We start from the raw sequence: 21,065 nt of genomic DNA, 5'->3' as shown, positions 1-21,065 counted from the left end.
CCCCCGGTGGTACGTGCACTGCCTCCCCCCTGCTCCCCGGTGGCTGCGAGTTTCACTCTTCGCACGCCGGGTGTGACGCGGGGCACCTACACTCGGCCGGAGTCCGTGCTTCACAAGTGCGCAGTGCGGGACGCGGGTCCGGGCCCGTCCCCGCCTTGGAAGCGGTGCACGTACCGCCGCTGCCAGGGCGTCTCCACCGCGTGCCGGTCGTAGTGGGAGCGGACGTAGGCGACCGCCTCGCGGGGTGGTACGCCGTCGAGGACCGCCAGGCAGGCCAGCGCGGTCCCGGTGCGCCCGCGACCGCCGCCGCAGGCGACCTCCACGCGTTCCCCGGCGGCCCGCCGCCAGGCGTCGGTGAGCACCTCGCGGGCCTCCGCGTGGTCGGCGGGCAGGCGGAAGTCCGGCCAGCGCAGCCAATGGGACTCCCACGGCACCTCGGGCGGCCGGCGGCCGAGGAGGTACACGGCGCACGAGGGGGCGGGGGTGCCGGGCGGCAGGGGACGGCGCAGGGCGCGGCCGCGGACCAGCCGGCCGGAGGGCAGACGCAGCACCCCGGCGCCGGCGGGGTCCCAGGTGTCGGTCACCGACTCAGCGTAGATCGCGCCCGGGACGGGGTCATCCGACTCCGTGCGACTCCTGGGCCGCGCGGGACTCGATGCCCCGGAAGTGGTCCGCCATCGCGCGCTGGGCGGCCTCGACGTCGCGGGCGCGCAGGGCGGTGACGATGTCGCGGTGGCGGCGCACGGTCAGTCCGGGCGCGGGGTCGTCGGTCCAGCCGCGGGCGCCCGCGACGCGCCGGAAGACGGTCCAGAAGGCGCCGAGGAGCTGCGGGACGAGGGCGTTGCCGAGCGAGGCGTACAGCAACTCGTGGAACTCGCGGTCGAGTTCGGGGAAGGGCAGGCCGTCGCGGCCCGCCTCCTCCATCCGGGACACCACGGATTCGAGGCGGTCGAGCTCGGCCTCGGAGAGCGTGGCGGCGACCCGCCGGATCAGGCCCTCCTCCAAGACCTCGCGGACCTGGAGGATCTCGGCGAGCGCGCTGGTGTCGTCGTCCTGCTGGGCCAGCGTGCGGAAGGTGAGGCCGTCGACGAGGGGGGTCAGCGAGGCCTGGCCGACATAGGTGCCGTAGCCGTGCCTGATCTCCACTATGTCCAGGGCCTGGAGCGCCTTGAGGGCCTCGCGGACGGAGTTGCGGCTCACGCCGAGGTCCTCCATCAGCTCGGTCTCGGTGGGCAGCGAGGCGCCCGCCTGGAGCCTGCGGTCGAGGATCAGCTGCATGACCTCACGCTGGATCTGGCTGCTCACGCGCCGTTCACGGGGGATGCGCGTCCCGGCGGTGGGCCTGGGCCGGTTCCCGGTCTCCTCAACCATGCGCCGCATCGTACGCGCGCCGACATCGGACGTCCCATCTCGCGGCGGACCAAACCCCAACGCCCCTGATTCCGCGGCTTCATTGGTCGCACCTGTGGCATACGCGCCATTCGTGCGCGGACCCTTGACCGCCCCCACGGCCCCTCCTATGGTCACGCTGCCGCCCATGACGTAGGACGTCGTATCTCTCCTCGTTCCCCTCGTTCGAGCCGCTCTCCCACTCCCGCTGGAGGAACCGTGCGCGACGTGACCCGCTCTCCGGCGCCGCACCGCCGGTCGTTCCTGAAGTACGGCGGTGCGCTCGGCGCGGCCGCCGCCGTCTCCTCGTCGCTGTCCGCCTGTTCGTCCGGGCCGGAGTCGACGAACGACACCGGGGGCGGGAAGGGGGGCGAGGGCGGCACGCTGACCGCCGTCATCGGTTACGGCAACGACGGCAGCTGGGACCCCACGCAGACCGCCTCCGCGTTCTCCATGGCCGCCAACAACCACATCTACGAGGGCCTGCTCGACACCGACCCGATCTCCCGCGAGCCGTACGCGGCGCTCGCCACCGAGGTTCCCGCCGATCTGACGGGCATCTCCTGGAAGTTCGAGTTACGCGCGGGCGCCCGGTTCCACGACGGCCGGCCCGTCACGGCGGACGACGTCGTCTTCGTCTTCGACCGGATCCTCGACCCGGACACGCAGACCCTCGCCAAGGGCTTCTTCGCGCCCTGGCTGCGGACGGTCCGGAAGATCGACGCGCGGAACGTAGAGCTGATCCTCAAGTTCCCCTTCCCGGAGGGGATCTCGCGGCTCACGCTGGCGAAGATCATGCCGAAGCACGTCTTCTCCAAGGCGGGCGCCTGGGACGAGGCGATCAAGGGCAAGGCGGTGGGATCGGGCCCGTACCGGCAGACCGCCCACCACCCGAAGTCCAACACGACCTTCGAGGCCTTCGACGACTACAACGGCCCGCGCGAGGCCGCGTTCCGCAGGATGAACTGGCTGACCATCGTGGACGCCGCGCCGCGCGTCGCGAAGATCTCCGGGGCGAGCGCCGGGGCCCAGCTCGCCGACAACATCCCGTACGCCAACATCGGGCAGCTGAAGAGGAGCGGCCTGACCGTGCAGGGCGGCGCGGGCATGAACAACCTCTTCCTCATGTTCAACACCCGGCACAAGCCCTTCGACGACGTACGGGTCCGCCAGGCGCTGCACTACGCCATCGACACCGACAAGATGGTCGAGGTCGCGCTCAAGGGCCACGGCAGGGCGTCGACTTCGTTCCTGAACGAGGCCAACCCCGCCTACCGGCCCGCGAAGACGGTCTACTCCTACGACCCGGACAAGGCGCGGAAGCTCCTGAAGGAGGCCGGCGTCGAGGGGCTCAGGATCGACGTCCTCGCGGTCAACGTCAGCTGGATCGTCGACTGCCTGCCCACCATCAAGGCGTCCTGGGACGCGATCGGCGTGAAGACCACCCTCTCGCCGCAGGAGACCACGGCCGTCTTCACGAAGATGGACCAGAAGCGGGACTACCAGGTGGTGGCCGCCGCCTCGAACCCGAACCAGTTCGGCCTCGACGCCGACCTGATCATGCACTACAACTACGGCCCCCGGAACCTGTGGATGGGCTACGCGCGCTGGGCCGGTGACCCGGTCGCCAGGAAGCTGTTCCGGGACATGGACCAGGCGACGCGGGAGCCGGACCCCGACCGCAAGAGGACGATGATCCAGGACTACATCGACGTCGTCGCGGAGCAGGCCGTCCTCTACCCGGTGGTGCACAACGAGCTGATGACGGCCTGGGACCCGAAGCGGCTCACGGGCGTGCGCGCCCAGCCCTACCCGGGCGTCAACCTCCTCCAGGCCAAGTGGGCCTAGCCGGCGGGAGAGTGGTCGCGCGTGGTCACCGTCGTCCGGATCCTGGTCCGCCGTATCGCCCTGCTGGTGCCGCTGATGCTGGGCATCGTGCTCTTCGTGTTCCTGGTGATGCGGTTCTCCGACGTCGATCCGGCGTCCGCGTTCTTCCAGGGCGCCAACCCTACCGAGGAGCAACTGCACGACTTCCGGGAGGAGAACGGCCTGCTCGACCCCTTCCCGGTGCGCTACGTCCACTTCGTCGGCGACCTGCTGCACGGCGACCTCGGCACCAGCGCGCTGACCCGCGCCCCCGTCGTCGACCAGGTGACCACCGCGCTGCCGCTCACCCTCCAGCTGACCTTCCTCGGGCTCGGCATCGCGGTGGTCCTCGCGCTGCTCGGCGGGGTCACCGCCGCCATCCACCGGGACCGGCTGCCCGACCAGGTCATCCGGCTCGTCTCGCTCACCGGCGTCGCGGCCCCCGGCTTCTGGCTGGCGCTGCTGATGATCCAGTACCTCGCGGTCGAGCGGGGCTGGTTTCCGACCGGCGGCTACGTCAACCCCGGTGACTCGGTGGGCGGCTGGCTGGAGACCATGACCCTGCCGGCCTTCGCGCTGTCGCTGCCGGTCGCCGCCCAGCTCACCCGGATCGTGCGCACCGCCGTGGTCGAGGAGCTCGACAAGGACTACGTGCGCACGGCCGTCGGGAGCGGGCTGCCGCCGGTCGTGGTCGTCGGCCGGAACGTCCTGCGCAACGCCCTGATCAACCCACTGACCGTACTGGGCCTGCGGGTCGGGTACCTGCTCGGCGGGGCGGTCGTCATCGAGACGATCTTCTCCCTACCCGGGATGGGGAAACTGATGATCGACGCGGTGAAGAACGGCGATCCGGCGGTCGTCCAGGGGGTCGTCCTGACGACGGCCACCGGCTTCGTCGTCGTGAACCTCGCCATCGACATCCTCTACCTGCTGGTCAACCCGCGTCTGCGGGACGCGGCCCGGTGACGCCCGCGGCTCCCGGCGCGGCGGCCGGGGAGGCGGTCCGGTGACCACGCGCGCGCGTCTGACCGAGGCGCTCTCCCGTCCCGGCGTCCGGCTGCGCGGCCCGCGCCGGCTGCCGCCGCTGTCGAAGGCCGCGGTGGGCTTCCTGTCCGTGGTCGTGCTGGTCGCGGTCCTCGCCCCGCTGCTCGCCCCAGACGACCCGCTCGACCAGCAGACCCCGGTGGACGGCACCGGCCACCCGTCCGGCGCGCACTGGATGGGCCAGGACAGCCTCGGCCGCGACATCCTCAGCCGCCTGATGTACGGAGCCCGTTGGTCCCTCGCCATCGGGCTCGGCGCCACCGTGCTGGCCCTGGTCGCGGGGGCGCTCCTCGGCGCGGTCGCGGCGACCTCCCGCAAGGCGGTGGACGAGACGCTGATGCGCTGTCTGGACGTGGTGATGGCCTTCCCCGGCATCGCGCTCGCCGCGGTCCTGGTCGCCGTGTTCGGCGGCGGCATCACCGTGCTGATCTGTGCGATCGCCTTCCTGTTCACCCCGCCGGTGGCCCGCGTGGTCCGGGCGAACGTCCTCGACCAGTACGGCGAGGACTACGTCACCGCGGAACGGGTCATCGGCGCCCGCACCCCGCACATCGTGCTCCGGCACGTGGCCGTCAACTGCGCCGCTCCCGTGCTGGTGTTCTGCACCGTGCAGGTCGCCGAGGCGGTCGTCTTCGAGGCGTCGCTGTCGTTCATCGGCGCGGGCGTACGGCCGCCGGACCCGTCCTGGGGCAGCGTCATCGCGGACGGCAAGAACATGGTGCTGACCGGCGGCTGGTGGGCGACCGTCTTCCCCGGGCTGCTGATGCTGCTCACCGTGCTGTCGCTGAACATCCTGTCCGAGGGTGTCTCCGACGCCTGGGCCGCGCCGGCCGCCCGCGAGGCGGCGGCGCGCGCGGACGCGGACCCCCTCCAGGCCCCGCGGCCGGGCAGCGGCGAGGTCGTCGCGCTGCCGGGGCTCAGCGAGGCCGCACGGCGCCTGCGCCCCCGGGCCCGCCCGCTGCCCGCCGGCCGGCCCGTCCTGTCCGTGGAGGACCTCGCCGTCGGCTTCGACGGCCGGCACGGCGGGGTGGACATCGTCGACGGCGTCAGCTTCGACGTCCGTCCCGGGGAGGTGCTGGGCCTGGTCGGCGAGTCGGGCTGCGGCAAGTCGCTGACATCGCTCGCGGTGATGGGCCTGGAACCGAAGGGCGCGCGCGTCCGCGGCCGGGTGCGCTTCGACGGGCGGCAGCTCGTCGGCGAACCGATGCGCGTACGGCGCCGGCTGCTCGGCCACGAGATGGCGATGGTCTACCAGGACGCGCTGTCCTCGCTGAACCCGGCGATGACGATCCGCGCCCAGCTCCGGCAGGTCGTCCGCAGGGGCGGCGACCGGTCCCCCGCCGAACTGCTGGCGCTGGTCGGCCTCGATCCCGGCCGCACGCTGCGCAGTTACCCGCACGAGCTGTCGGGAGGCCAGCGGCAGCGCGTGCTGATCGCCATGGCCCTCTCGCGCGGCCCCCGGCTGATCGTCGCCGACGAGCCGACCACCGCGCTGGACGTGACGGTCCAGGCGCAGATCATCGAACTGCTGCTGCGCCTGCGCGCGGAGCTCGGCTTCGCCCTGCTCCTCGTCTCGCACGACCTCGCGCTCGTCGCGGACGTCACCGACCGGGTGGTGGTGATGTACGGCGGCCGGATCGTGGAGACGGGGGTGACCGCGGACCTGGTGGAGGCGCCCGCCCACCACTACACGCGGGGCCTGCTGGGCAGCGTGCTGTCGCTGGAGTCGGCGGCGGTGCGGATGACGCAGATCAAGGGGGTGGTCCCCTCCCCGGCCGACTTCCCGGCGGGCTGCCGGTTCGCTGACCGCTGCCCAGTGGCGACCGGCGTCTGCCGGACCACGACGCCGGTGCTGCGGGGCGGGCCCGCCCACACGGCGGCCTGCCACCACCCCGCGGTCGAGCTGGCCCCGGGAACCGCGGCCGCCACGGGGAGCGAGGCCGTCACATGAACGCCCCGACCGGGAACGGCGGTACCGCCGCCGGACACGAGGACACCCGCGGAAGCGAGGCCGGCCCATGACGATCCCCGCCCCCACGACCGCGGACACGCCCCCGCTCGTCACCCTCTCCGGCGCCCACGTCGTCCACCGGGCGCGCAGCGGCGGCCTGTTCACCCGCGACCGGGTGTACGCGCTGACCGGCGCCGACCTCGTCGTCGCCCCCGGCGAGACGGTCGGCGTGGTCGGCGAGTCCGGCTGCGGCAAGTCGACGCTCGCCAAGGTGCTGGTGGGGGTGGAGCGGCCGACCGCGGGCACGGTGTCCTTCCGGGACCGCGACCTGTGGTCGATGAGACCGGCCGAACGGCGCCTGGCCGTCGGCAGCACGACCGGAATGATCTTCCAGGACCCGTCGACCGCCCTGAACCGCAGGCTGACCGTCCGGCGGATCCTGCGCGACCCGCTCGACGTGCACCGGCGCGGCACACCGGCCCAACGGGAGGAGCGCGTACGGGAGTTGATGTCACTGGTCGGTCTGCCGGACGCCCTGGCCGACGGTCTGCCGGGGCAGCTGTCCGGCGGCCAGCGCCAGCGCGTGGCGATCGCGCGGGCCCTGGCGCTCGACCCCGAGCTGGTGGTCGCCGACGAGCCGACCAGCGCGCTGGACGTCTCCGTACGCGCCCAGATCCTCAACCTCCTGCTGGACCTGAAGGAACGGCTCGGTCTGGCGCTGGTCTTCGTCTCGCACGACATCCAGACGGTACGCAGGATGAGCGACCGGGTCGTCACCATGTACCTGGGCCGAATCGTCGAGGAGTCCCCGGCCGGTGAGGTCACCGAGGGCGCCCGGCACCCGTACACCCGCGCCCTCTTCTCCGCCACACCCGGCCTGCTGGACCCCATCGACCCGATTCCGCTGGCCGGGCCGGTCCCCTCGGCGACCCGGCCGCCCAGCGGCTGCCCGTTCCGCACCCGCTGCTGGAAGGCCGACGACGTCTGCGCCGCGCTGATGCCCGACTTCGCGGACGCGTCCTCGCCCCGGCACCGCTTCCGCTGCCACCATCCTGTGGAGGAGAGCCAGACGACGCGGGACCTGGTGGCGCAGGCCGCGGCGGCCTCGGCGACCGCCCCGGCCGGTGTCGTCCCGGCCCAGCACCAGCCCTAGGGAGCACCGATGTCGATCCCCGCCCCGCTGACCGGTGTCGTACCGCCCGTCTGCACCCCCCTGACACCGGACGGCGAGGTGGACGTCCCCTCGCTCGTCGCGCTGGTGGACCATCTGGTGACGGCGGGGGTGCACGCGCTGTTCGTCCTCGGCTCCACCTCGGAGGCGGCGTACCTGACGGACGCCCGGCGCAGGCTGGTGGTGGAGACCGTGGCCGGGCACGTCGCGGGACAGCTCCCGGTCCTCGCGGGGGCGATCGACATGACGACCCCGCGCGTCCTGGACCACGTCGCCGCCGTCACCGCCGCCGGCGCGGACGCGGTCGTCACCACCGCGCCCTACTACGCCCGCACCCACCCCGCCGAGATCGCCCGCCACTACCGGCTCCTCGCGGCGCGCTCACCGGTCCCCGTCCTCGCCTACGACCTGCCGGTCGGCGTCCACAGCAAGCTGTCCGCCGAGCTGGTCCTCGAACTCGCCGCGGACGGGACGCTGTCCGGGCTGAAGGACTCCAGCGGCGACCTCGGCGCCTTCCGCTCCGTCGTCCTGGGGGCCCGCGCCCGCCCCGACCTCGCCGGCTTCAGCGTCCTGACCGGTTCCGAGCTGATCGCCGACTCCGCGCTGGCGATGGGGGCCGACGGGGTGGTGCCCGGGCTCGGGAACGTGGACCCGGCCGGTTACGTGCGGCTGGACCGGCTCTGCCGGGAGGGGGACTGGGCGGGCGCCCGGGCCGAACAGGAGCGGTTGTGCGCGCTGTTCGGGATGGTGGGCGTGGGCGACCCCGCGCGGATGGGGGCCGGCTCGTCCGCGCTCGGCGCCTTCAAGGCCGCGCTGCACCTCCGGGGCGTCATCGCGTGCCCGCTCACGGCGGAGCCCCAGGTGCCGCTCTCGGAGGACGAGGTGGAACGGGTGGGCAAGTACCTGGCGGCGGCGGGGCTGTTGTAGGGGCCCACGAGGGCTGCGGTGGCTGCCGTGGCTGCGGTGGCTGCGGTGGCTGCCGTGGCTGCCGTGGCTGCCGTGGCTGCCGTGGCTGCCGTGGCTGCCGTGGCTGCCGTGGCTGCCGTGGCTGCGGGCAGGGTTCCCGACGGTCGCGCGCGGTCGTCGCCCCGCCCGTCGCCGTCACCGGACCCAGCCTGCCGGGCGAGGTGGCATCGGCCCTCTGCCGTCCCACCCCGCCCCGCGCCCCGGAGGGCTAACCGCCCAGTTCCGCCAGCCGTACCCTGCGGAACTCGATCGTCTCGTACGGTCCCGCCGTCCCGGTCTCGTACAGGACGCCGATCCTCTCGGCGCCGAGCTGCACGAGGTCGGAGTACGCGGCCCGGCGCTGCGAGAGCGTCGCCGCCCGGACGAAGGTGGCCCCGGCGTCGGTGCTGCGCCAGAGGGCCATCGCCTGGCGGGCGTTCGGGACGGAGGGACCGGAGAAGAGGAGCGGTGCCCGTGTCCCGCGCGGCTGGAGAACGCTGCCCTGCACGACCGGCACGTCGTCCAGGGTTTGCTGCACGGCGTACGGCCGCTCCAGGGTCCGGGCGCCGTCGCCGGAGTAGGTGTCCAGCCGGTTGCCCGCGCTCGCGCCGTTCTGGTCCCGGGCGCTGAAGTAGAGCCGCCCGTCGTCCAGTTCGGCGGCGCTGCTCTCGTTGGCGTTGTCCTGCCCGTCGTAGGAGTCGTCGACGAAACCGAGCCGCCAGCTGAGGCCGCCGTCGTCGCTGTAGATCGCGTGGGCCCCGTAGTACCTGGGCTCCTGGCCGGTGTCGCCGGAGCCCTCGGGCGGCGCGGCGGAGTGGTTGGAGGCGACCACCAGGCGTCCCGCGTGCGGCCCGCGGGTCAGGGCCACGGCGTGCCCCGGCCCCGTCGCGTACCACCGCCAGTCCGGCCGTTTCACCTGCGCCGTGATGTCCCGCGGGGCCGTGAAGTGCCGCCCGTCGTCGCGGCTGGTCTGCACGAAGACGCGGCGGCCGTCCTCGGGCGCCACCTCGCCGCGCATGATCTGCGCCTCGGTCACCCTGCCGCCGTTGTACGAGGTGACGAGCACGGTCCGGCCCGTCCGCGGGTCGGTCACCGGCGCCGGGTTGCCCCGGGTGTCGCCGTCACCGGCCGCGACGACCCGCAGCGGCCCCCACGTGCAGCCGCCGTCGAAGGAGCGCCTGAGGACGACGTCGATGCTGCCGGTGTCGCCGGCGCCGTCGCGTCTGCCCTCGGCGAAGGCCAGCACCGTGCCCGCCGGGGTCCTGAGGGCGGCCGGGATGCGGTAGGTGTCGTAGCCGTCCCGGCCCGCGGTGTACGGCACGGACGAGACGCAGCCCCGGTGTGCCGCCGGGGCGGCGGACGCGGCCTGGGTGCCCACGCAGGTGACCGCGAGGGCGGTGAGGAGCCCGGCGGCCGCGGCCGGGACGGTCGTACGGCTCGTGCGGCTCATGACGCTCCCGGGGCTGCGGCGGAGGTGGGACGTGGGATGTCCGGACCCGGGCGAAACTACTGCGCCGCGGGGGGTGCGGCAACACCCGCGTATGTACGGCGTGTTGACGGGGCGTCGGCTCACGGGGCGCCGGGTGTGACCAGTCCCGACTCGTACGCCACGATCACCAGCTGGGCCCGGTCGCGGGCGCCCAGCTTGCCCATGATGCGGCTGACGTGGGTCTTCGCGGTGAGCGGGCTCAGGCCGAGCGATTCGGCGATCTCGGTGTTGTTCAGTCCGCGCGCCACCAGGGCGAGGACCCCGCGCTCGCGCTCCGACAGGCACTCCGGACCGCCGTGCGCCACGGGCGCCGAGGGGCTGCGCAGGAACCGCGCGATCAGCCGGGCGGTCGGGCCGGGCGAGAGCAGGGCGTCACCGGCGGCCACGGTGCGGACGGCGTCGAGGAGGTCGGCCGGTCTGGTGTCCTTCACCAGGAAGCCGGAGGCCCCCGCGCGCAGGGCCGCCACGATGTGCTCGTCGGTGTCGTAGGTGGTGAGGACCAGCACCCGAACCCCGGCCAGGTCCTCGTCGGCGGCGATCAGCCGGGTCGCCTCGATGCCGTCGAGGTCGGGCATGCGGACGTCCATGACGACCACGTCGGCGCGGGCGTGGCGGGCCAGCTCCAGCGCCTCCCGGCCCGTGCCGGCCTGCGCCACGACCTCCATGTCCGGCGCCGATTCGACGAGCATGGCGAACGCGGCCCGTACGAGGGTCTGGTCGTCGGCGAGCAGCACCCGGATGGTCATCGGAGCCACCCGTCCCGCGACTGCCCAGGCACCGCGGCCCCCGCCGGCCCCGCCGGTCCGGGCACCGCTCCCCCACTGCTCAGCTCCGGTCCGGGCACCGCTCCCCCGCCCGGCGTCGGTCGGGGCACCGCTCCCCCGTCGCCCAGCGGCAGCACGGCCGCGACCTCGAACCCGCCGGCCGCCCGCGTCCCCGCCTCCACCGTGCCGCCCACGCTCCGGGCCCGCTCCCGCATGCCCAACAGCCCGAACCCGGGGACGGCTGGGGTCCCCGCCCCGTCCGCGCCGGTCCGCCGGGCGTCGTCCGCCGTGCCGCCGTCGTCCGTGACCGTCACCCGCAGCTCCCCCGCCTCCGCGCTCAGGGCCACCCGGACGGCCACGCCGGGTCCCGCGTGCCGTACCGCGTTGGTCAGGGCCTCCTGGACGATCCGGTAGGCGGCGGCGCCCACGGCGGACGGCACCTCCCCGGACCGCACGCCGACCTCGGCGCGGACGGCCGCGCCCGCGGTCCTGGCCGCCGACACCAGGTCCGCCAGCCCGTCCAGGTTCGGCAGCGGCCCGCGTCCGTCGCCGTCGTCCGGCGGGTGGCCGGTCTCGCGCAGCACCTCCAGGGTGCCGCGCAGCTCCCCGCGGGCGGCCCGGCAGGTCTCGGCGATGTCGTCGAGTGCGCGGGCGACGGCCGCCCGGTCCAGCCGGCCGGGGTCGGCGGCCAGCACGTGGGCGGCGACGGACGTCTGCACGCCGATCAGCGTGATGCTGTGCGCGAGCAGGTCGTGCAGGTCCCGGGCGACGCGCAGCCGCTCCTCGGCGACCCGGCGGCGGGCCTCCTCCTCCCGGGTGCGCTCGGCCCGTTCGGCGCGCTCGACGACCGAGGCGACGTACTGGCGGTGCACGCGGACGTAGCCGCCGAGCAGCAGGACGGCGACGACCCAGCCGGTGATCCGCAGGACCTCCAGGACCTGGTGCGGGGGCACCGCCGCGTTCACGCCGAGCACCAGGGTGATGAGGCCGCCGCCGATCAGCAGGGTCCGGCGCGGCGGGCTCAGCGTGGCGGTCGTGTAGAGCGCCACCATGACGGGCCCGGTGGCGGCGGTGTGGTTGTAGTCGAGGGCGTGGTACGGGCCGAGGAACGCGATCACGCCGAGCAGGGCGCGCAGCGGCCGGCGGCGGCGCCAGGCCAGCGGCACGTGGCCGCAGAGCAGCAGGGACCAGCCGAGCGCGTCGGGATGGCGTCCGCCGCCGAAGGTGGAGCCGATCACCACCGCGAGGACGGCGAGGGCGGCGGCGCCCCAGGGGTCGGCGCGCGGCGACCGCGGCGAGGCGCCGCCGGCCATGCGTCCGATGCCGGTCCGTACGAGCGCGGCGCCCCGCGCCCACACGTGGCCGCCCGTCGCGGCGGGCGGACGTCCGCCCGCGGCCGTGTCCGCCGTGTCCGCGCTGGTTGCCTGCACGAGGTTCATCCTCCGGTAGGGGGCGCCCCGCGCGGGAGGCGGGGGCGCCCGGGACGGGACGGCAGGGGCCCGGCCGGTCCCCGCCCGACACGTCCGGGGCGGGGCGGCCGGGCCGGGTGCGGTCTCAGCCGACGGCCGCCGGTGCCTTCTCCTGCCGCTCCGGCGGGGCCGGCGGCTCCGGTTCCCGCGACAGCCGGCCCGGCCACCACATCCGGCGCCGCAGCGCGACACTGGCGCTGGTGACGAGGTACGTCCGCACCAGGAAGGTGTCGAGCAGCACCCCGACCGAGATCACGAAGCCCAGCTCGACGAGCTGCACCAGGCCCATGTTCGTGAGCACCGCGAACGTCGCGGCGAGAACCAGCCCGGCGGAGGCGATGACCGCGCCGGTGGTCCGCAGCGCGGTCAGCGCGGCGGCGGTGGGTTCGGCGCCCGCGAGCGACTCCTCCCGCATCCGGTGCATCAGGAAGATGCCGTAGTCGACGCCGAGGGCGACCAGGAACACGAAGGAGAGCAGTCCGAGGCCGGGGTCGGTCCCCTCGAAGCCGAGCAGCGGCCCGAACACCAGGCCCCCGATGCCGAGCGCCGCGCCCCACACCGCGACCACCGCGACCACCAGCAGCAGCGGCGCGACCAGGCTGCGCAGCAGCACGACGAGGATGAGCAGTACCGAGAGCAGGACGATCGGGACGACGACGAGCCGGTCGCGGGCGTTGGTGTCCTCCAGGTCGATCTGCTGGGCGCTGGGCCCGCCGACGTACGAGCCGTCGAGTGCCTCGCGCAGCGCCTCGATGGTCCGTGTCTCGCCCGGGGACTGCGGGGCGTCCCGCGCGGTCACCGTGATCTCCGTCCAGCCGTCCGCCGTGCGGCCCCGCTCGGCGCCGGCGACTCCCCGCTGGGCCCGCGCGGCGCTGAGGGTGGCGTCCGCCTCCCCGGCCGGGGTGATCACGGTGAGGGGCTGGGTGCCCCGCTCGGGGTAGGCCGCGGCGAGGGTCTCCATCGCGGCCACCGACTCGGGCTTGTCGACGAAGGCGTCCTGCTGCTTGAGCGGGCCGGGCAGGTTCAGGGCGCCGAGGGCGAGCGCGCCGAGCAGCACGGCCCCGCCCGCGAGGACGACGAGGGGCCGCCGCCCGGCGGAGGTCCCCATCGCCGTGAAGAGGCCGCGCCGCCGCACCGGTTCGCTCCCGTACGCCGGGACCAGCGGCCAGAACACCCGGCGGCCGAGCAGGACGAGCACGGCGGGCAGCAGAGTCAGCATGGCGACCAGGGCGCACAGCACGCCGACCGTGCCCAGGGGGCCCATGCCCCGGCTGCTGTTCAGGTCGGCGGCGAGCAGGCACAGCAGTCCGGCGGCCACGGTCCCGGACGAGGCGAGGACGGCGGGGCCGCAGCCGCGCAGCGCGGCCCGCATCGCGTCGTACGGCCGCTCGAAGCGCCGGAGTTCCTCGCGGTAGCGGGCCACGATCAGCAGGGCGTAGTCGGTGCCGGCGCCGAAGACGAGGATGGTCATCACGCCCGAGCTCTGCCCGGAGACGGTGGTCCCGAAGGCCTCGTGGAGCCCGTAGGCGACGCCCGTCGACAGGTAGTCCGCGACGCCCGCGACGACGAGCGGCACGAGCCACAGGAAGGGGCTGCGGTAGATGAGGATCAGCAGGACGGCGACGACGCCGACGGTGGTGTAGAGCAGCGGGCCGCCGAGGGAGTCGTACACCTGGGCGGCGTCGGTGTTCAGCGCGCCGGGGCCGCCGACCTCGACGCCGAGACCGCCCTCGCCGTGCGTGATCCGGCGCACGTCGTCGACCAGCGCGTCCCGCAGGTCCTCGTCCTGGCCGGGCTCGGTGGAGGAGACCGGGTACATGAGGGTGGTGCCGTCCCTGGAGGGGACCGCCGCCGGGTCGCCGGTCAGCTCGTGGCGTCCGGCGACCTCGGCGACCTGCCGGTCCGCGGTCGCCCGGTCGGCGGCGGTCAGCCCGCCGTCGCGGTGGTACACCAGCACCAGCTCGGTCGCCTCGCCGCCCGGCATCCGGTCCTGGATCCTCGCGACCTGGGTGGAGTCGGCGTTCGCCGGCAGGTAGTCCACGATCCGGTCGTGCTGCACGTCCGCCAGCTTCGCCGCGAACGGCGCGACGGCGGCCAGTACGGCCACCCAGAGCCCGAGCAGCGCCCAGGGCACGGCTCTGCGACGCTCACGCGTGGTTGTCTTTCCGGGCCCCATGCCGGGGTCCTCCCCTCCTGGACGGATGTCTGGACACGCACCAGACTCCCGTCGCGCGACGTCGTACGCGTCGCGCCGGAGGGCGAGTTCGGGGCTACTGCGCCGGGTGACGGTGCGGCCGGACTACTCCCGGGGGAGTACCGCGCCGGAGCACGTCCGCGCCGTGGCCTACGACGGTGTGCGGGCCGCCGCCAGCAGCCGGGTCACGTCGTCCGAGCAGATCGTGAGCGCCGCGCCCACCGTCGCGAGGACGTCGCGCTCGGCCGGGGTGTAGGGCCCGTCGGCCAGGGCGATACGGGCGCCCTGGAACAGGACGGCCTCCCTGCCGACGCCGGCCAGGTGCGGTGCCAGCGGGTCCAGGGCCTCGTGCAGCTCTATGGCCAGGCCGGCCCCGCACGGTTCGCCGAAGAGGCGGCCGGTGTCGGCTGCGAGGGCCTCCACGAGGGCGTTCAGCTGCTCCTCGGTGCAGTCGTCGAAGCCGGCGGCGCGCACCGCGGCGGCGGCGGTCTCCAGGGCGGCGCGGGAGCAGGTGCCGCCCGCGGCGAGGACGGCGAGCGCGACCGTGTGGACGGCGTCGCGGAGCATCGCCGAGAAGCGGGTCGTGGTGGGGTGGTCGAGGACGTCGGCGCCGAAGTGGCCCGCGCAGGCGGCGCATTCGACGACGGGGCCGGTCTCGCCGCGGGCGAGGAGCGGGACGCCGAGGAGGGTGAAGCGGCGGCGACCGGTCAGCCGCTGGTAGTTGCGGTCGCCTCCGCAGCCGGGGCAGAAGAACTCGCCGTCGCCGACGGCGGTCCACGCGGTGCGGATGCCGAGAACGCGGGACACACGACCTACGCGGACAGAACGGTCGTCTCGTCCCCATCCTGGCAGCACGTCGCACCTCCGTAACCGCGCGGCAACATCGCCGCGTTGGCGTGATGTTAGCCACATTGTGACTGCGGAGTCAGTACCCCGGGCGAGACCTCTCCGTGACCCGGTCCCGGAATGGCCGGTAAACGACGGGGCCCCCGCCGCCCTGACGGACGGAAGGGGCCCCGGAAAGTGCCGGTCAGGCGGATCGGCGGGCCGTGCGGTTGACGGCGGAGACCACGGCCTTCAGCGAGGCACGTGTCGTATTCGCGTCGATGCCGATTCCCCACATGACCTTGCCGTCGATCGCGCACTCGATGTACGAGGCGGCCTGCGCGGAGGCACCCTCGCTCATCGTGTGCTCGGTGTAGTCCAGCAGGCGCACGTCGATGCCGATGGACTGCAGGGCGTCGAAGAAGGCGGAGATGGGGCCGTTGCCGGTGCCGGTCAGGACGGTGTCGACGCCGTCCACCGAGGCCTCGACGGTGAGGGTGTCCACGCCGTCCTTGTCCGTGGTGGTCTGGCCGGTCTTGACCTGGATGCGGCCCCAGGGGTTCTCGGGGTTGGGCAGGTACTCGTCCTGGAAGATCGACCAGATGTCCTTCGGGGTGACCTCGCCGCCCTCGGCGTCCGTCTTGGCCTGGATGATCTTCGAGAACTCGATCTGCATCCGGCGCGGCAGGTCCAGCTTGTGGTCGTTCTTCAGGACGTACGCGATACCGCCCTTGCCGGACTGCGAGTTGACCCGGATGACGGCCTCGTAGGAGCGACCGACGTCCTTCGGGTCGATCGGCAGGTACGGGACCGCCCACTCGATGTCGTCGACGGTGACGCCCCTGGCGGCCGCGTCGGCCTCCATGGCGTCGAAGCCCTTCTTGATGGCGTCCTGGTGGGAGCCGGAGAAGGAGGTGTAGACGAGGTCGCCGACGTACGGGTGGCGGGCGTGCACCTCCATCTGGTTGCAGTACTCGGCGGTGCGGCGGATCTCGTCGATCTGCGAGAAGTCGATCTGCGGGTCGACGCCCTGCGAGAACAGGTTCATGCCGAGGGTGACCAGGTCGACGTTGCCGGTGCGCTCGCCCTGGCCGAACAGGCAGCCCTCGATGCGGTCGGCGCCGGCCATCAGCGCCAGCTCGGCCGCCGCGACCGCCGTACCCCGGTCGTTGTGCGGGTGGACCGACAGGCAGACGTACTCGCGGCGGGACAGGTTGCGGCTCATCCACTCGAAGCGGTCCGCGTGCGTGGACGGGGTCGAACGCTCCACGGTGGCGGGCAGGTTGAGGATGATCTCGCGGTCCGGGCCGGGCTGCCAGACGTCCATGACGGCCTCGCAGACCTCCAGGGCGAAGTCCAGCTCGGTGTCGGTGAAGATCTCGGGGCTGTACTGGTAGCCGAACGCCGTGCGCTCGTCCAGCAGCTTCTCGGCGTACTCGACGACCAGCCGGGTGCCGTCGACGGCGATCTGCTTGATGTCGTCCCGGGAGCCGCGGAAGACGACCCGGCGGAAGACGGGCGCCGTCGCGTTGTAGAGGTGGACGGTGGCCCGCTTGGCGCCGACCAGGGACTCCACGGTCCGCTCGATCAGGTCCTCGCGGGCCTGGGTCAGTACGGAGATGGTCACGTCGTCGGGGATCGCGGTCTCGTCCTCGATGATCGAACGGACGAAATCGAAGTCCGTCTGCCCGGAGGCGGGGAAGCCGACCTCGATCTCCTTGTAGCCCATCTTCACCAGCAGGTCGAACATCTCGCGCTTGCGGGCGGGCGACATGGGGTCGATCAGCGCCTGGTTGCCGTCACGCAGGTCGGTGGAGAGCCAGCGGGGGGCGACGGTGATCCGGTTGTCCGGCCACGTGCGGTCGGGGATGTCGACCTGGTCGTACGGGCGGTACTTGTGGACCGGCATGGCGGTGGGCTGCTGGCGGTTCGGCATGATGCGAGGGCTCCTCGAAGGTGTCCGGTAGGACGGCCGACGGCGCAACGCCAGACTCCGCGGGGAGGGGGTCGGCCTCGACTACAGGCCCTCGCCGCGGCAGCTAAGGAGAAGCAGCTCGAAACGCATGATGCTCCGCAGCCTAGCCGAGCCCCGCTGCGTGCGGGGGCGTGTATCAGTATGCGGGACCGGCCGGTCATACGGGACAAACAGTGCGCCATACTACGTCGGAGTGGACGCGGAGGTTCCTTATCGCCCCATTTTCACCAATTATGGTTGCAGGTGGTGACAGTCATGTGACGCAGTGCAAGGGTGCCGACATGACCGCCACTCCAGCAGGCTTCGAGCCTGTCTTCTGCACCATCGTGCCGCCCCACGTCCTCGACACCCTCGCCCGGCACGAGGACCCCGCGCTCGCCGGACCCGCGCGCCGCACCCTGGAGCGCGACGCCCTGGAGCGCACCCACCGCCGGCTGACCACGGTCCTCGGCGCCCCGGCGCCGGCCACGCCCCGCGAGGCGGAGAGCGGCAGGCCGCACCGGACGGTCCACGACGCCCGCCACCACCAGGACCTGCCCGGCCACAAGGTGCGGAGCGAGGGCGAGGAGCCCGGCCGGGACGCCACGGTCAACCGCGCGTACGCGGGCCTCGGCGCCACCTTCGACCTCTACCTCCAGGCGTACGCCCGCGACTCGATCAACGGCGAGGGCCTGCCCCTGGACGCCACGGTGCACTTCGACCGGGACTACAACAACGCCTTCTGGAACGGCGAGCGGATGGTGTTCGGCGACGGTGACGGGGAGATCTTCCTCGACTTCACCATCCCGGTCGACGTCATCGGCCACGAGCTGACCCACGGCGTCACCCAGTACACGGCGAACCTCACGTACTTCGGCCAGCCGGGCGCCCTGAACGAGTCGATGTCGGACGTCTTCGGCTCGCTCATCAAGCAGTACACGCTCGGGCAGACGGCCGCCGAGGCCGACTGGCTGATCGGCGCGGGCCTGCTCGCCCCCCGCGTCACCGGCCGGGCGCTGCGCTCCATGAAGGAGCCCGGCACGGCGTACGACGACGACGTGCTCGGCAAGGACCCGCAGCCCGCGACGATGGACGGCTTCGTCCGCACCGGCCGCGACAACGGCGGCGTGCACATCAACTCCGGCATCCCCAACCACGCGTTCTACCTCGCGGCGACCGCCCTCGGCGGGCACGCCTGGGAGCGTGCGGGACAGGTCTGGTACGACGTCCTGACCGGCGGGGAACTCCGGCAGGACGCCCTGTTCGCCGACTTCGCGACACTGACCGTCGCCGCCGCGCGCGCCCGCTTCGGGGACGGCGAGGAGCTCCAGGCCGTGCTCAAGGCCTGGGAGCAGGTCGGGGTCAGGACCCTGTGACCGTGGCCCGCCGGGAGCTTTCGTACTAGACAGGAGCCATGCGTATTCAGGTGCGGCGCACGGGCGGTTTCGCGGGCATCGAGCGGTGCGCCGAGGTGGACACCTCGGGGCGCCCCGACGCCGGCCGCTGGCAGACCCTGGCCGAGCGGGTGATCGCCGCCGGCCGGGGCACGCCCCCGTCGGGGGTCCCGGACGGCTTCGGCTACGAGATCACGGTGGACGGCAGGACGGTGTACGCGGCCGACCCGCACCTCACCCGGGAGCAGCGGGAGCTGGTCTCCGGCGTGCTGCGCGAGGGCGCCTAGGGAGGCTCTCAAATCACGCACGCCGTCGGCCCGTTGACTTCCCGTACCGCCGGTGCGGATGATCGCGCGCATGGCGACGAACCCCCTCCCGCAGTTCCCGCCCGGCTTCCTCTGGGGCGTGTCCACCTCGGCCCACCAGATCGAGGGGGCGGTCGACGCGCGCGGCCCGTCCGTGTGGGACGCGTTCACGGCCGAGCCGGGGCGGGTGAAGGACGGCTCGACGGCGGAGGTGGCCTGCGACCACGTCCACCGCTACCACGAGGACGTGGCGCTCCTCGCGGATCTGGGCGTGGACGCCTACCGCTTCTCGGTGTCCTGGCCGCGGGTGGACACGCCGGGCGGCCTCGACTTCTACGACCGCCTCGTCGACGAGCTCCGCGCGGCGGGCGTGCGCCCCGTGCCCACGCTCTTCCACTGGGACCTGCCGGTGGAGCTGGACTGGCTGGACCGCGACACCGCCTCCCGGTTCGCCGACCACACGGCACGCGTCGTCGCCCGGCTCGGCGACCGCGTGGACAAGTGGATCACCCTCAACGAACCGGCCGAGCACACCCTGCTGGGCCACGCGCTCGGCGCCCACGCCCCCGGCAGGCGGCTCCTGTTCGACGCGCTGCCGGTGGCCCACCACCAACTGCTCGCGCACGGCCTCGCGGTACGGGCGCTGCGCGCGGCCGGCGCCGGCGACATCGGGATCGCCAACTCCCACGGCCCGACCTGGGCGGCCTCGGACCGCCCCGAGGACGTGGCGGCCGCCGACTTCTACGACGTGCTCCTCAACCGCATGTTCGCGGACCCCCTGCTGCTCGGCCGCTACCCCGACGGCATCGCCGAGCTGCTCCCGGGGGACGTCGCCGCGGACCTGGAGGTGATCTCCGAGCCGCTGGACTGGTACGGGATCAACTACTACCAGCCGACCCGGGTGGGCGCCCCCGAGGGCGCGGAGATCGAGTTCGGCGGACTCACCCTGCCCGCCGAACTCCCCTTCTCCGTAAGGGAACTGGAGGGTTACCCGGTGACGGACTTCGGCTGGCCCGTGGTCCCGGAGGCGCTGACCGAGCTGCTCACCGGCTTCGCCGAGCGCTACGGCGACCGGCTCCCGCCCGTCGTCATCACGGAGAACGGCTGCTCCTACGAGGGCCTCGACGACCAGGAGCGGATCGCCTTCCTGGACGGCCACGTCCGCGCGCTGCACCGCGCCTGGGAGGCGGGCGTCGACGTCCGCGGCTACTTCGTGTGGTCGCTGCTCGACAACTTCGAGTGGGCGGAGGGGTACGCGCGCCGCTTCGGCCTCGTCCACGTCGACTTCGGCACGCAGGAACGCACCCCGAAGGCGTCGTACCGCTGGCTGCGGGACGCCCTGCGGGCGCGGGGCTGAGGCGTTCCCCGGGCGGTCCGGGCGGCGACGGGACGGCCGGTCCCGGGGCTGGACCGGCCGCGCGGCCCGAATATCGGATGCCGTGACCGGGCCCCGTCGTCTTGGATGGACGGTCATGACCACCCCTCAGCACCCTCTCGACCGCCTGGAGCACTACTACGACTCGGTACCGCGCGCCGCGGCCCGGGCCGAGGAATTCGGACCGCTCACCCTGTTCGTCCGGGAGGGCCCCGGCTGGCCGTACTACGCGCGGCCCGCGCTCGGCCGCCCGGACACGGCCGGCGCCGCGGACGTCGACCGGGTCCGGGCCCGGCAGCGCGAGCTGGGCGTCCCGGAGGCGTTCGAGTGGGTGGCGGAGGTGACGCCGGGACTGCGGCGGGCCGTCGAGGCGTCGGGGCTGCGGGTGCACGAGCATCCGCTGATGGTCAGGGACCGGGACGTGGCGCTGCCCGACCCGCACCCCCTGGTCCGCGTCCTCGGCCCCGAGGACCCGTTCCTGGCCGGTGCCCTGGCGCTGCCCCACGTGGCGTTCGCGGCGCCCGGCACGGGCGTCGGCACGGCCGGCCCCGCCGAACTGGCCGCCGAGACCACGGCGCGCGCCGGCGACGTGCCCGCCGCCGCGGACCGGATCAGGACCGGCCGCACGGTGCTGGCCGCCGCCGTCGAGAACGGCGTCGCACTGTGCTCCGGGATGCATCTGCCGGTCGGCCCGGTGACCGAGGTGGCGGGCGTCGGCACCCTGCCGTCCGCCCGGCGGCGCGGCCTGGGTCTCGCCGTGACCGCCGCCCTGGTGGCCGACGCCGAGGCGCGCGGCGTCGACACGGTGTTCCTGTCGGCGGGCGACGACGACGTGGCCCGCATGTACGGCCGGCTGGGCTTCCGCAGGGTCGCGACGGCACTGATCGCGGAACCGGCCGAGTAGCTCCGGTCTCCCGGCGGCGGGCGAGG

Annotated in this window: 17 protein-coding genes; 9 read left to right on the top strand and 8 right to left on the bottom strand. The window is 73.7% G+C overall.

The window, feature by feature from the left end:
- Positions 1–110: 110 nt before the first annotated feature.
- Positions 111–584, bottom strand: coding sequence for a protein-tyrosine phosphatase family protein (locus tag ACZ4VA_RS02550; RefSeq protein WP_468079366.1), 474 nt, complete (start codon positions 582–584; stop codon positions 111–113).
- Positions 585–615: 31 nt separating this feature from the next.
- The gene (locus ACZ4VA_RS02545) at positions 616–1,380 is read right to left on the bottom strand and encodes a FadR/GntR family transcriptional regulator (RefSeq protein WP_388903712.1); all 765 of its coding nucleotides are present in this window, start codon (positions 1,378–1,380) and stop codon (positions 616–618) included.
- 228 nt (positions 1,381–1,608) lie between these two features.
- Between ACZ4VA_RS02545 and ACZ4VA_RS02540 the strand changes: the two genes are divergently transcribed.
- The 5 genes from ACZ4VA_RS02540 (at position 1,609) to ACZ4VA_RS02520 (ending at position 8,348) form a co-directional block, all read left to right on the top strand.
- Positions 1,609–3,237 (top strand): ABC transporter substrate-binding protein, encoded by a 1,629-nt coding sequence (locus ACZ4VA_RS02540; protein ID WP_468079364.1) that lies wholly within the window; start codon positions 1,609–1,611, stop codon positions 3,235–3,237.
- A gap of 21 nt (positions 3,238–3,258) precedes the next feature.
- Positions 3,259–4,221: an ABC transporter permease gene (locus ACZ4VA_RS02535; protein WP_389389503.1), complete on the top strand. Its 963-nt coding sequence runs from the start codon at positions 3,259–3,261 to the stop codon at positions 4,219–4,221.
- A gap of 40 nt (positions 4,222–4,261) precedes the next feature.
- A complete protein-coding gene (locus ACZ4VA_RS02530; protein WP_468079362.1) occupies positions 4,262–6,250 on the top strand; it encodes a dipeptide/oligopeptide/nickel ABC transporter permease/ATP-binding protein in 1,989 nt (662 codons plus the stop codon).
- 67 nt (positions 6,251–6,317) lie between these two features.
- On the top strand, positions 6,318–7,403 hold the full coding sequence (locus ACZ4VA_RS02525; protein WP_388903717.1) for an oligopeptide/dipeptide ABC transporter ATP-binding protein: 1,086 nt from the start codon (positions 6,318–6,320) through the stop codon (positions 7,401–7,403).
- A 9-nt stretch (positions 7,404–7,412) separates the two neighbouring features.
- Positions 7,413–8,348, top strand: coding sequence for a dihydrodipicolinate synthase family protein (locus tag ACZ4VA_RS02520; protein WP_355790449.1), 936 nt, complete (start codon positions 7,413–7,415; stop codon positions 8,346–8,348).
- Between the two features lie 247 nt (positions 8,349–8,595).
- Here ACZ4VA_RS02520 and ACZ4VA_RS02515 read toward each other — a convergent pair whose 3' ends face one another.
- The 6 genes from ACZ4VA_RS02515 to leuA form a co-directional block, all read right to left on the bottom strand.
- Positions 8,596–9,816, bottom strand: coding sequence for a sialidase family protein (locus ACZ4VA_RS02515; RefSeq protein WP_468079360.1), 1,221 nt, complete (start codon positions 9,814–9,816; stop codon positions 8,596–8,598).
- 119 nt (positions 9,817–9,935) lie between these two features.
- Positions 9,936–10,601, bottom strand: a complete 666-nt coding sequence (locus ACZ4VA_RS02510; RefSeq protein WP_355790455.1) for a response regulator transcription factor — start codon at positions 10,599–10,601, stop codon at positions 9,936–9,938.
- The gene (locus ACZ4VA_RS02505) at positions 10,598–11,932 is read right to left on the bottom strand and encodes a sensor histidine kinase (RefSeq protein ID WP_468079630.1); all 1,335 of its coding nucleotides are present in this window, start codon (positions 11,930–11,932) and stop codon (positions 10,598–10,600) included. Before ACZ4VA_RS02505 ends, ACZ4VA_RS02510 begins: the two co-directional genes overlap by 4 nt.
- Positions 11,933–12,173: 241 nt before the next feature.
- Positions 12,174–14,264 carry an MMPL family transporter gene (locus ACZ4VA_RS02500; protein ID WP_468079358.1) on the bottom strand — a complete coding sequence of 697 codons (2,091 nt, stop codon included), beginning with the start codon at positions 14,262–14,264 and terminating at the stop codon, positions 12,174–12,176.
- Between the two features lie 168 nt (positions 14,265–14,432).
- Positions 14,433–15,137 (bottom strand): TerB family tellurite resistance protein, encoded by a 705-nt coding sequence (locus tag ACZ4VA_RS02495; RefSeq protein ID WP_355790688.1) that lies wholly within the window; start codon positions 15,135–15,137, stop codon positions 14,433–14,435.
- Between the two features lie 175 nt (positions 15,138–15,312).
- Positions 15,313–17,043, bottom strand: coding sequence for a 2-isopropylmalate synthase (gene leuA, locus ACZ4VA_RS02490; RefSeq protein WP_356168746.1), 1,731 nt, complete (start codon positions 17,041–17,043; stop codon positions 15,313–15,315).
- A gap of 320 nt (positions 17,044–17,363) precedes the next feature.
- Between leuA and ACZ4VA_RS02485 the strand changes: the two genes are divergently transcribed.
- The 4 genes from ACZ4VA_RS02485 to ACZ4VA_RS02470 all read left to right on the top strand — a co-directional run bounded on the left by ACZ4VA_RS02485 (position 17,364) and on the right by ACZ4VA_RS02470 (position 21,039).
- Positions 17,364–18,437, top strand: a complete 1,074-nt coding sequence (locus ACZ4VA_RS02485; RefSeq protein WP_356168749.1) for a M4 family metallopeptidase — start codon at positions 17,364–17,366, stop codon at positions 18,435–18,437.
- A gap of 38 nt (positions 18,438–18,475) precedes the next feature.
- Entirely contained in the window at positions 18,476–18,742 is a 267-nt protein-coding gene (locus tag ACZ4VA_RS02480) for a protealysin inhibitor emfourin (RefSeq protein WP_355793518.1), read from the top strand.
- Positions 18,743–18,800: 58 nt separating this feature from the next.
- Entirely contained in the window at positions 18,801–20,117 is a 1,317-nt protein-coding gene (locus ACZ4VA_RS02475) for a GH1 family beta-glucosidase (protein WP_468079628.1), read from the top strand.
- 115 nt (positions 20,118–20,232) lie between these two features.
- On the top strand, positions 20,233–21,039 hold the full coding sequence (locus ACZ4VA_RS02470; RefSeq protein WP_468079355.1) for a GNAT family N-acetyltransferase: 807 nt from the start codon (positions 20,233–20,235) through the stop codon (positions 21,037–21,039).
- Positions 21,040–21,065 lie beyond the last annotated feature (26 nt).

Source organism: Streptomyces sp. NPDC028308 (genome assembly GCF_055565855.1).
The sequence above is the reverse complement of the archived record's forward strand: the minus strand, read 5'-3'. Positions and strand labels throughout refer to the sequence as shown.

Coding starts and splice junctions, on each gene's coding strand:
- ACZ4VA_RS02500 (WP_468079358.1), bottom strand. CDS start 14,264: ATGGGGCCCGGAAAGACAACCACGCGTGAGCGTCGCAGAGCCGTGCCC.
- ACZ4VA_RS02505 (WP_468079630.1), bottom strand. CDS start 11,932: ATGGCCGGCGGCGCCTCGCCGCGGTCGCCGCGCGCCGACCCCTGGGGC.
- ACZ4VA_RS02510 (WP_355790455.1), bottom strand. CDS start 10,601: ATGACCATCCGGGTGCTGCTCGCCGACGACCAGACCCTCGTACGGGCC.
- ACZ4VA_RS02520 (WP_355790449.1), top strand. CDS start 7,413: ATGTCGATCCCCGCCCCGCTGACCGGTGTCGTACCGCCCGTCTGCACC.
- ACZ4VA_RS02470 (WP_468079355.1), top strand. CDS start 20,233: ATGACCACCCCTCAGCACCCTCTCGACCGCCTGGAGCACTACTACGAC.
- ACZ4VA_RS02525 (WP_388903717.1), top strand. CDS start 6,318: ATGACGATCCCCGCCCCCACGACCGCGGACACGCCCCCGCTCGTCACC.
- ACZ4VA_RS02485 (WP_356168749.1), top strand. CDS start 17,364: ATGACCGCCACTCCAGCAGGCTTCGAGCCTGTCTTCTGCACCATCGTG.
- ACZ4VA_RS02475 (WP_468079628.1), top strand. CDS start 18,801: ATGATCGCGCGCATGGCGACGAACCCCCTCCCGCAGTTCCCGCCCGGC.
- ACZ4VA_RS02480 (WP_355793518.1), top strand. CDS start 18,476: ATGCGTATTCAGGTGCGGCGCACGGGCGGTTTCGCGGGCATCGAGCGG.
- ACZ4VA_RS02515 (WP_468079360.1), bottom strand. CDS start 9,816: ATGAGCCGCACGAGCCGTACGACCGTCCCGGCCGCGGCCGCCGGGCTC.
- leuA (WP_356168746.1), bottom strand. CDS start 17,043: ATGCCGAACCGCCAGCAGCCCACCGCCATGCCGGTCCACAAGTACCGC.
- ACZ4VA_RS02545 (WP_388903712.1), bottom strand. CDS start 1,380: ATGCGGCGCATGGTTGAGGAGACCGGGAACCGGCCCAGGCCCACCGCC.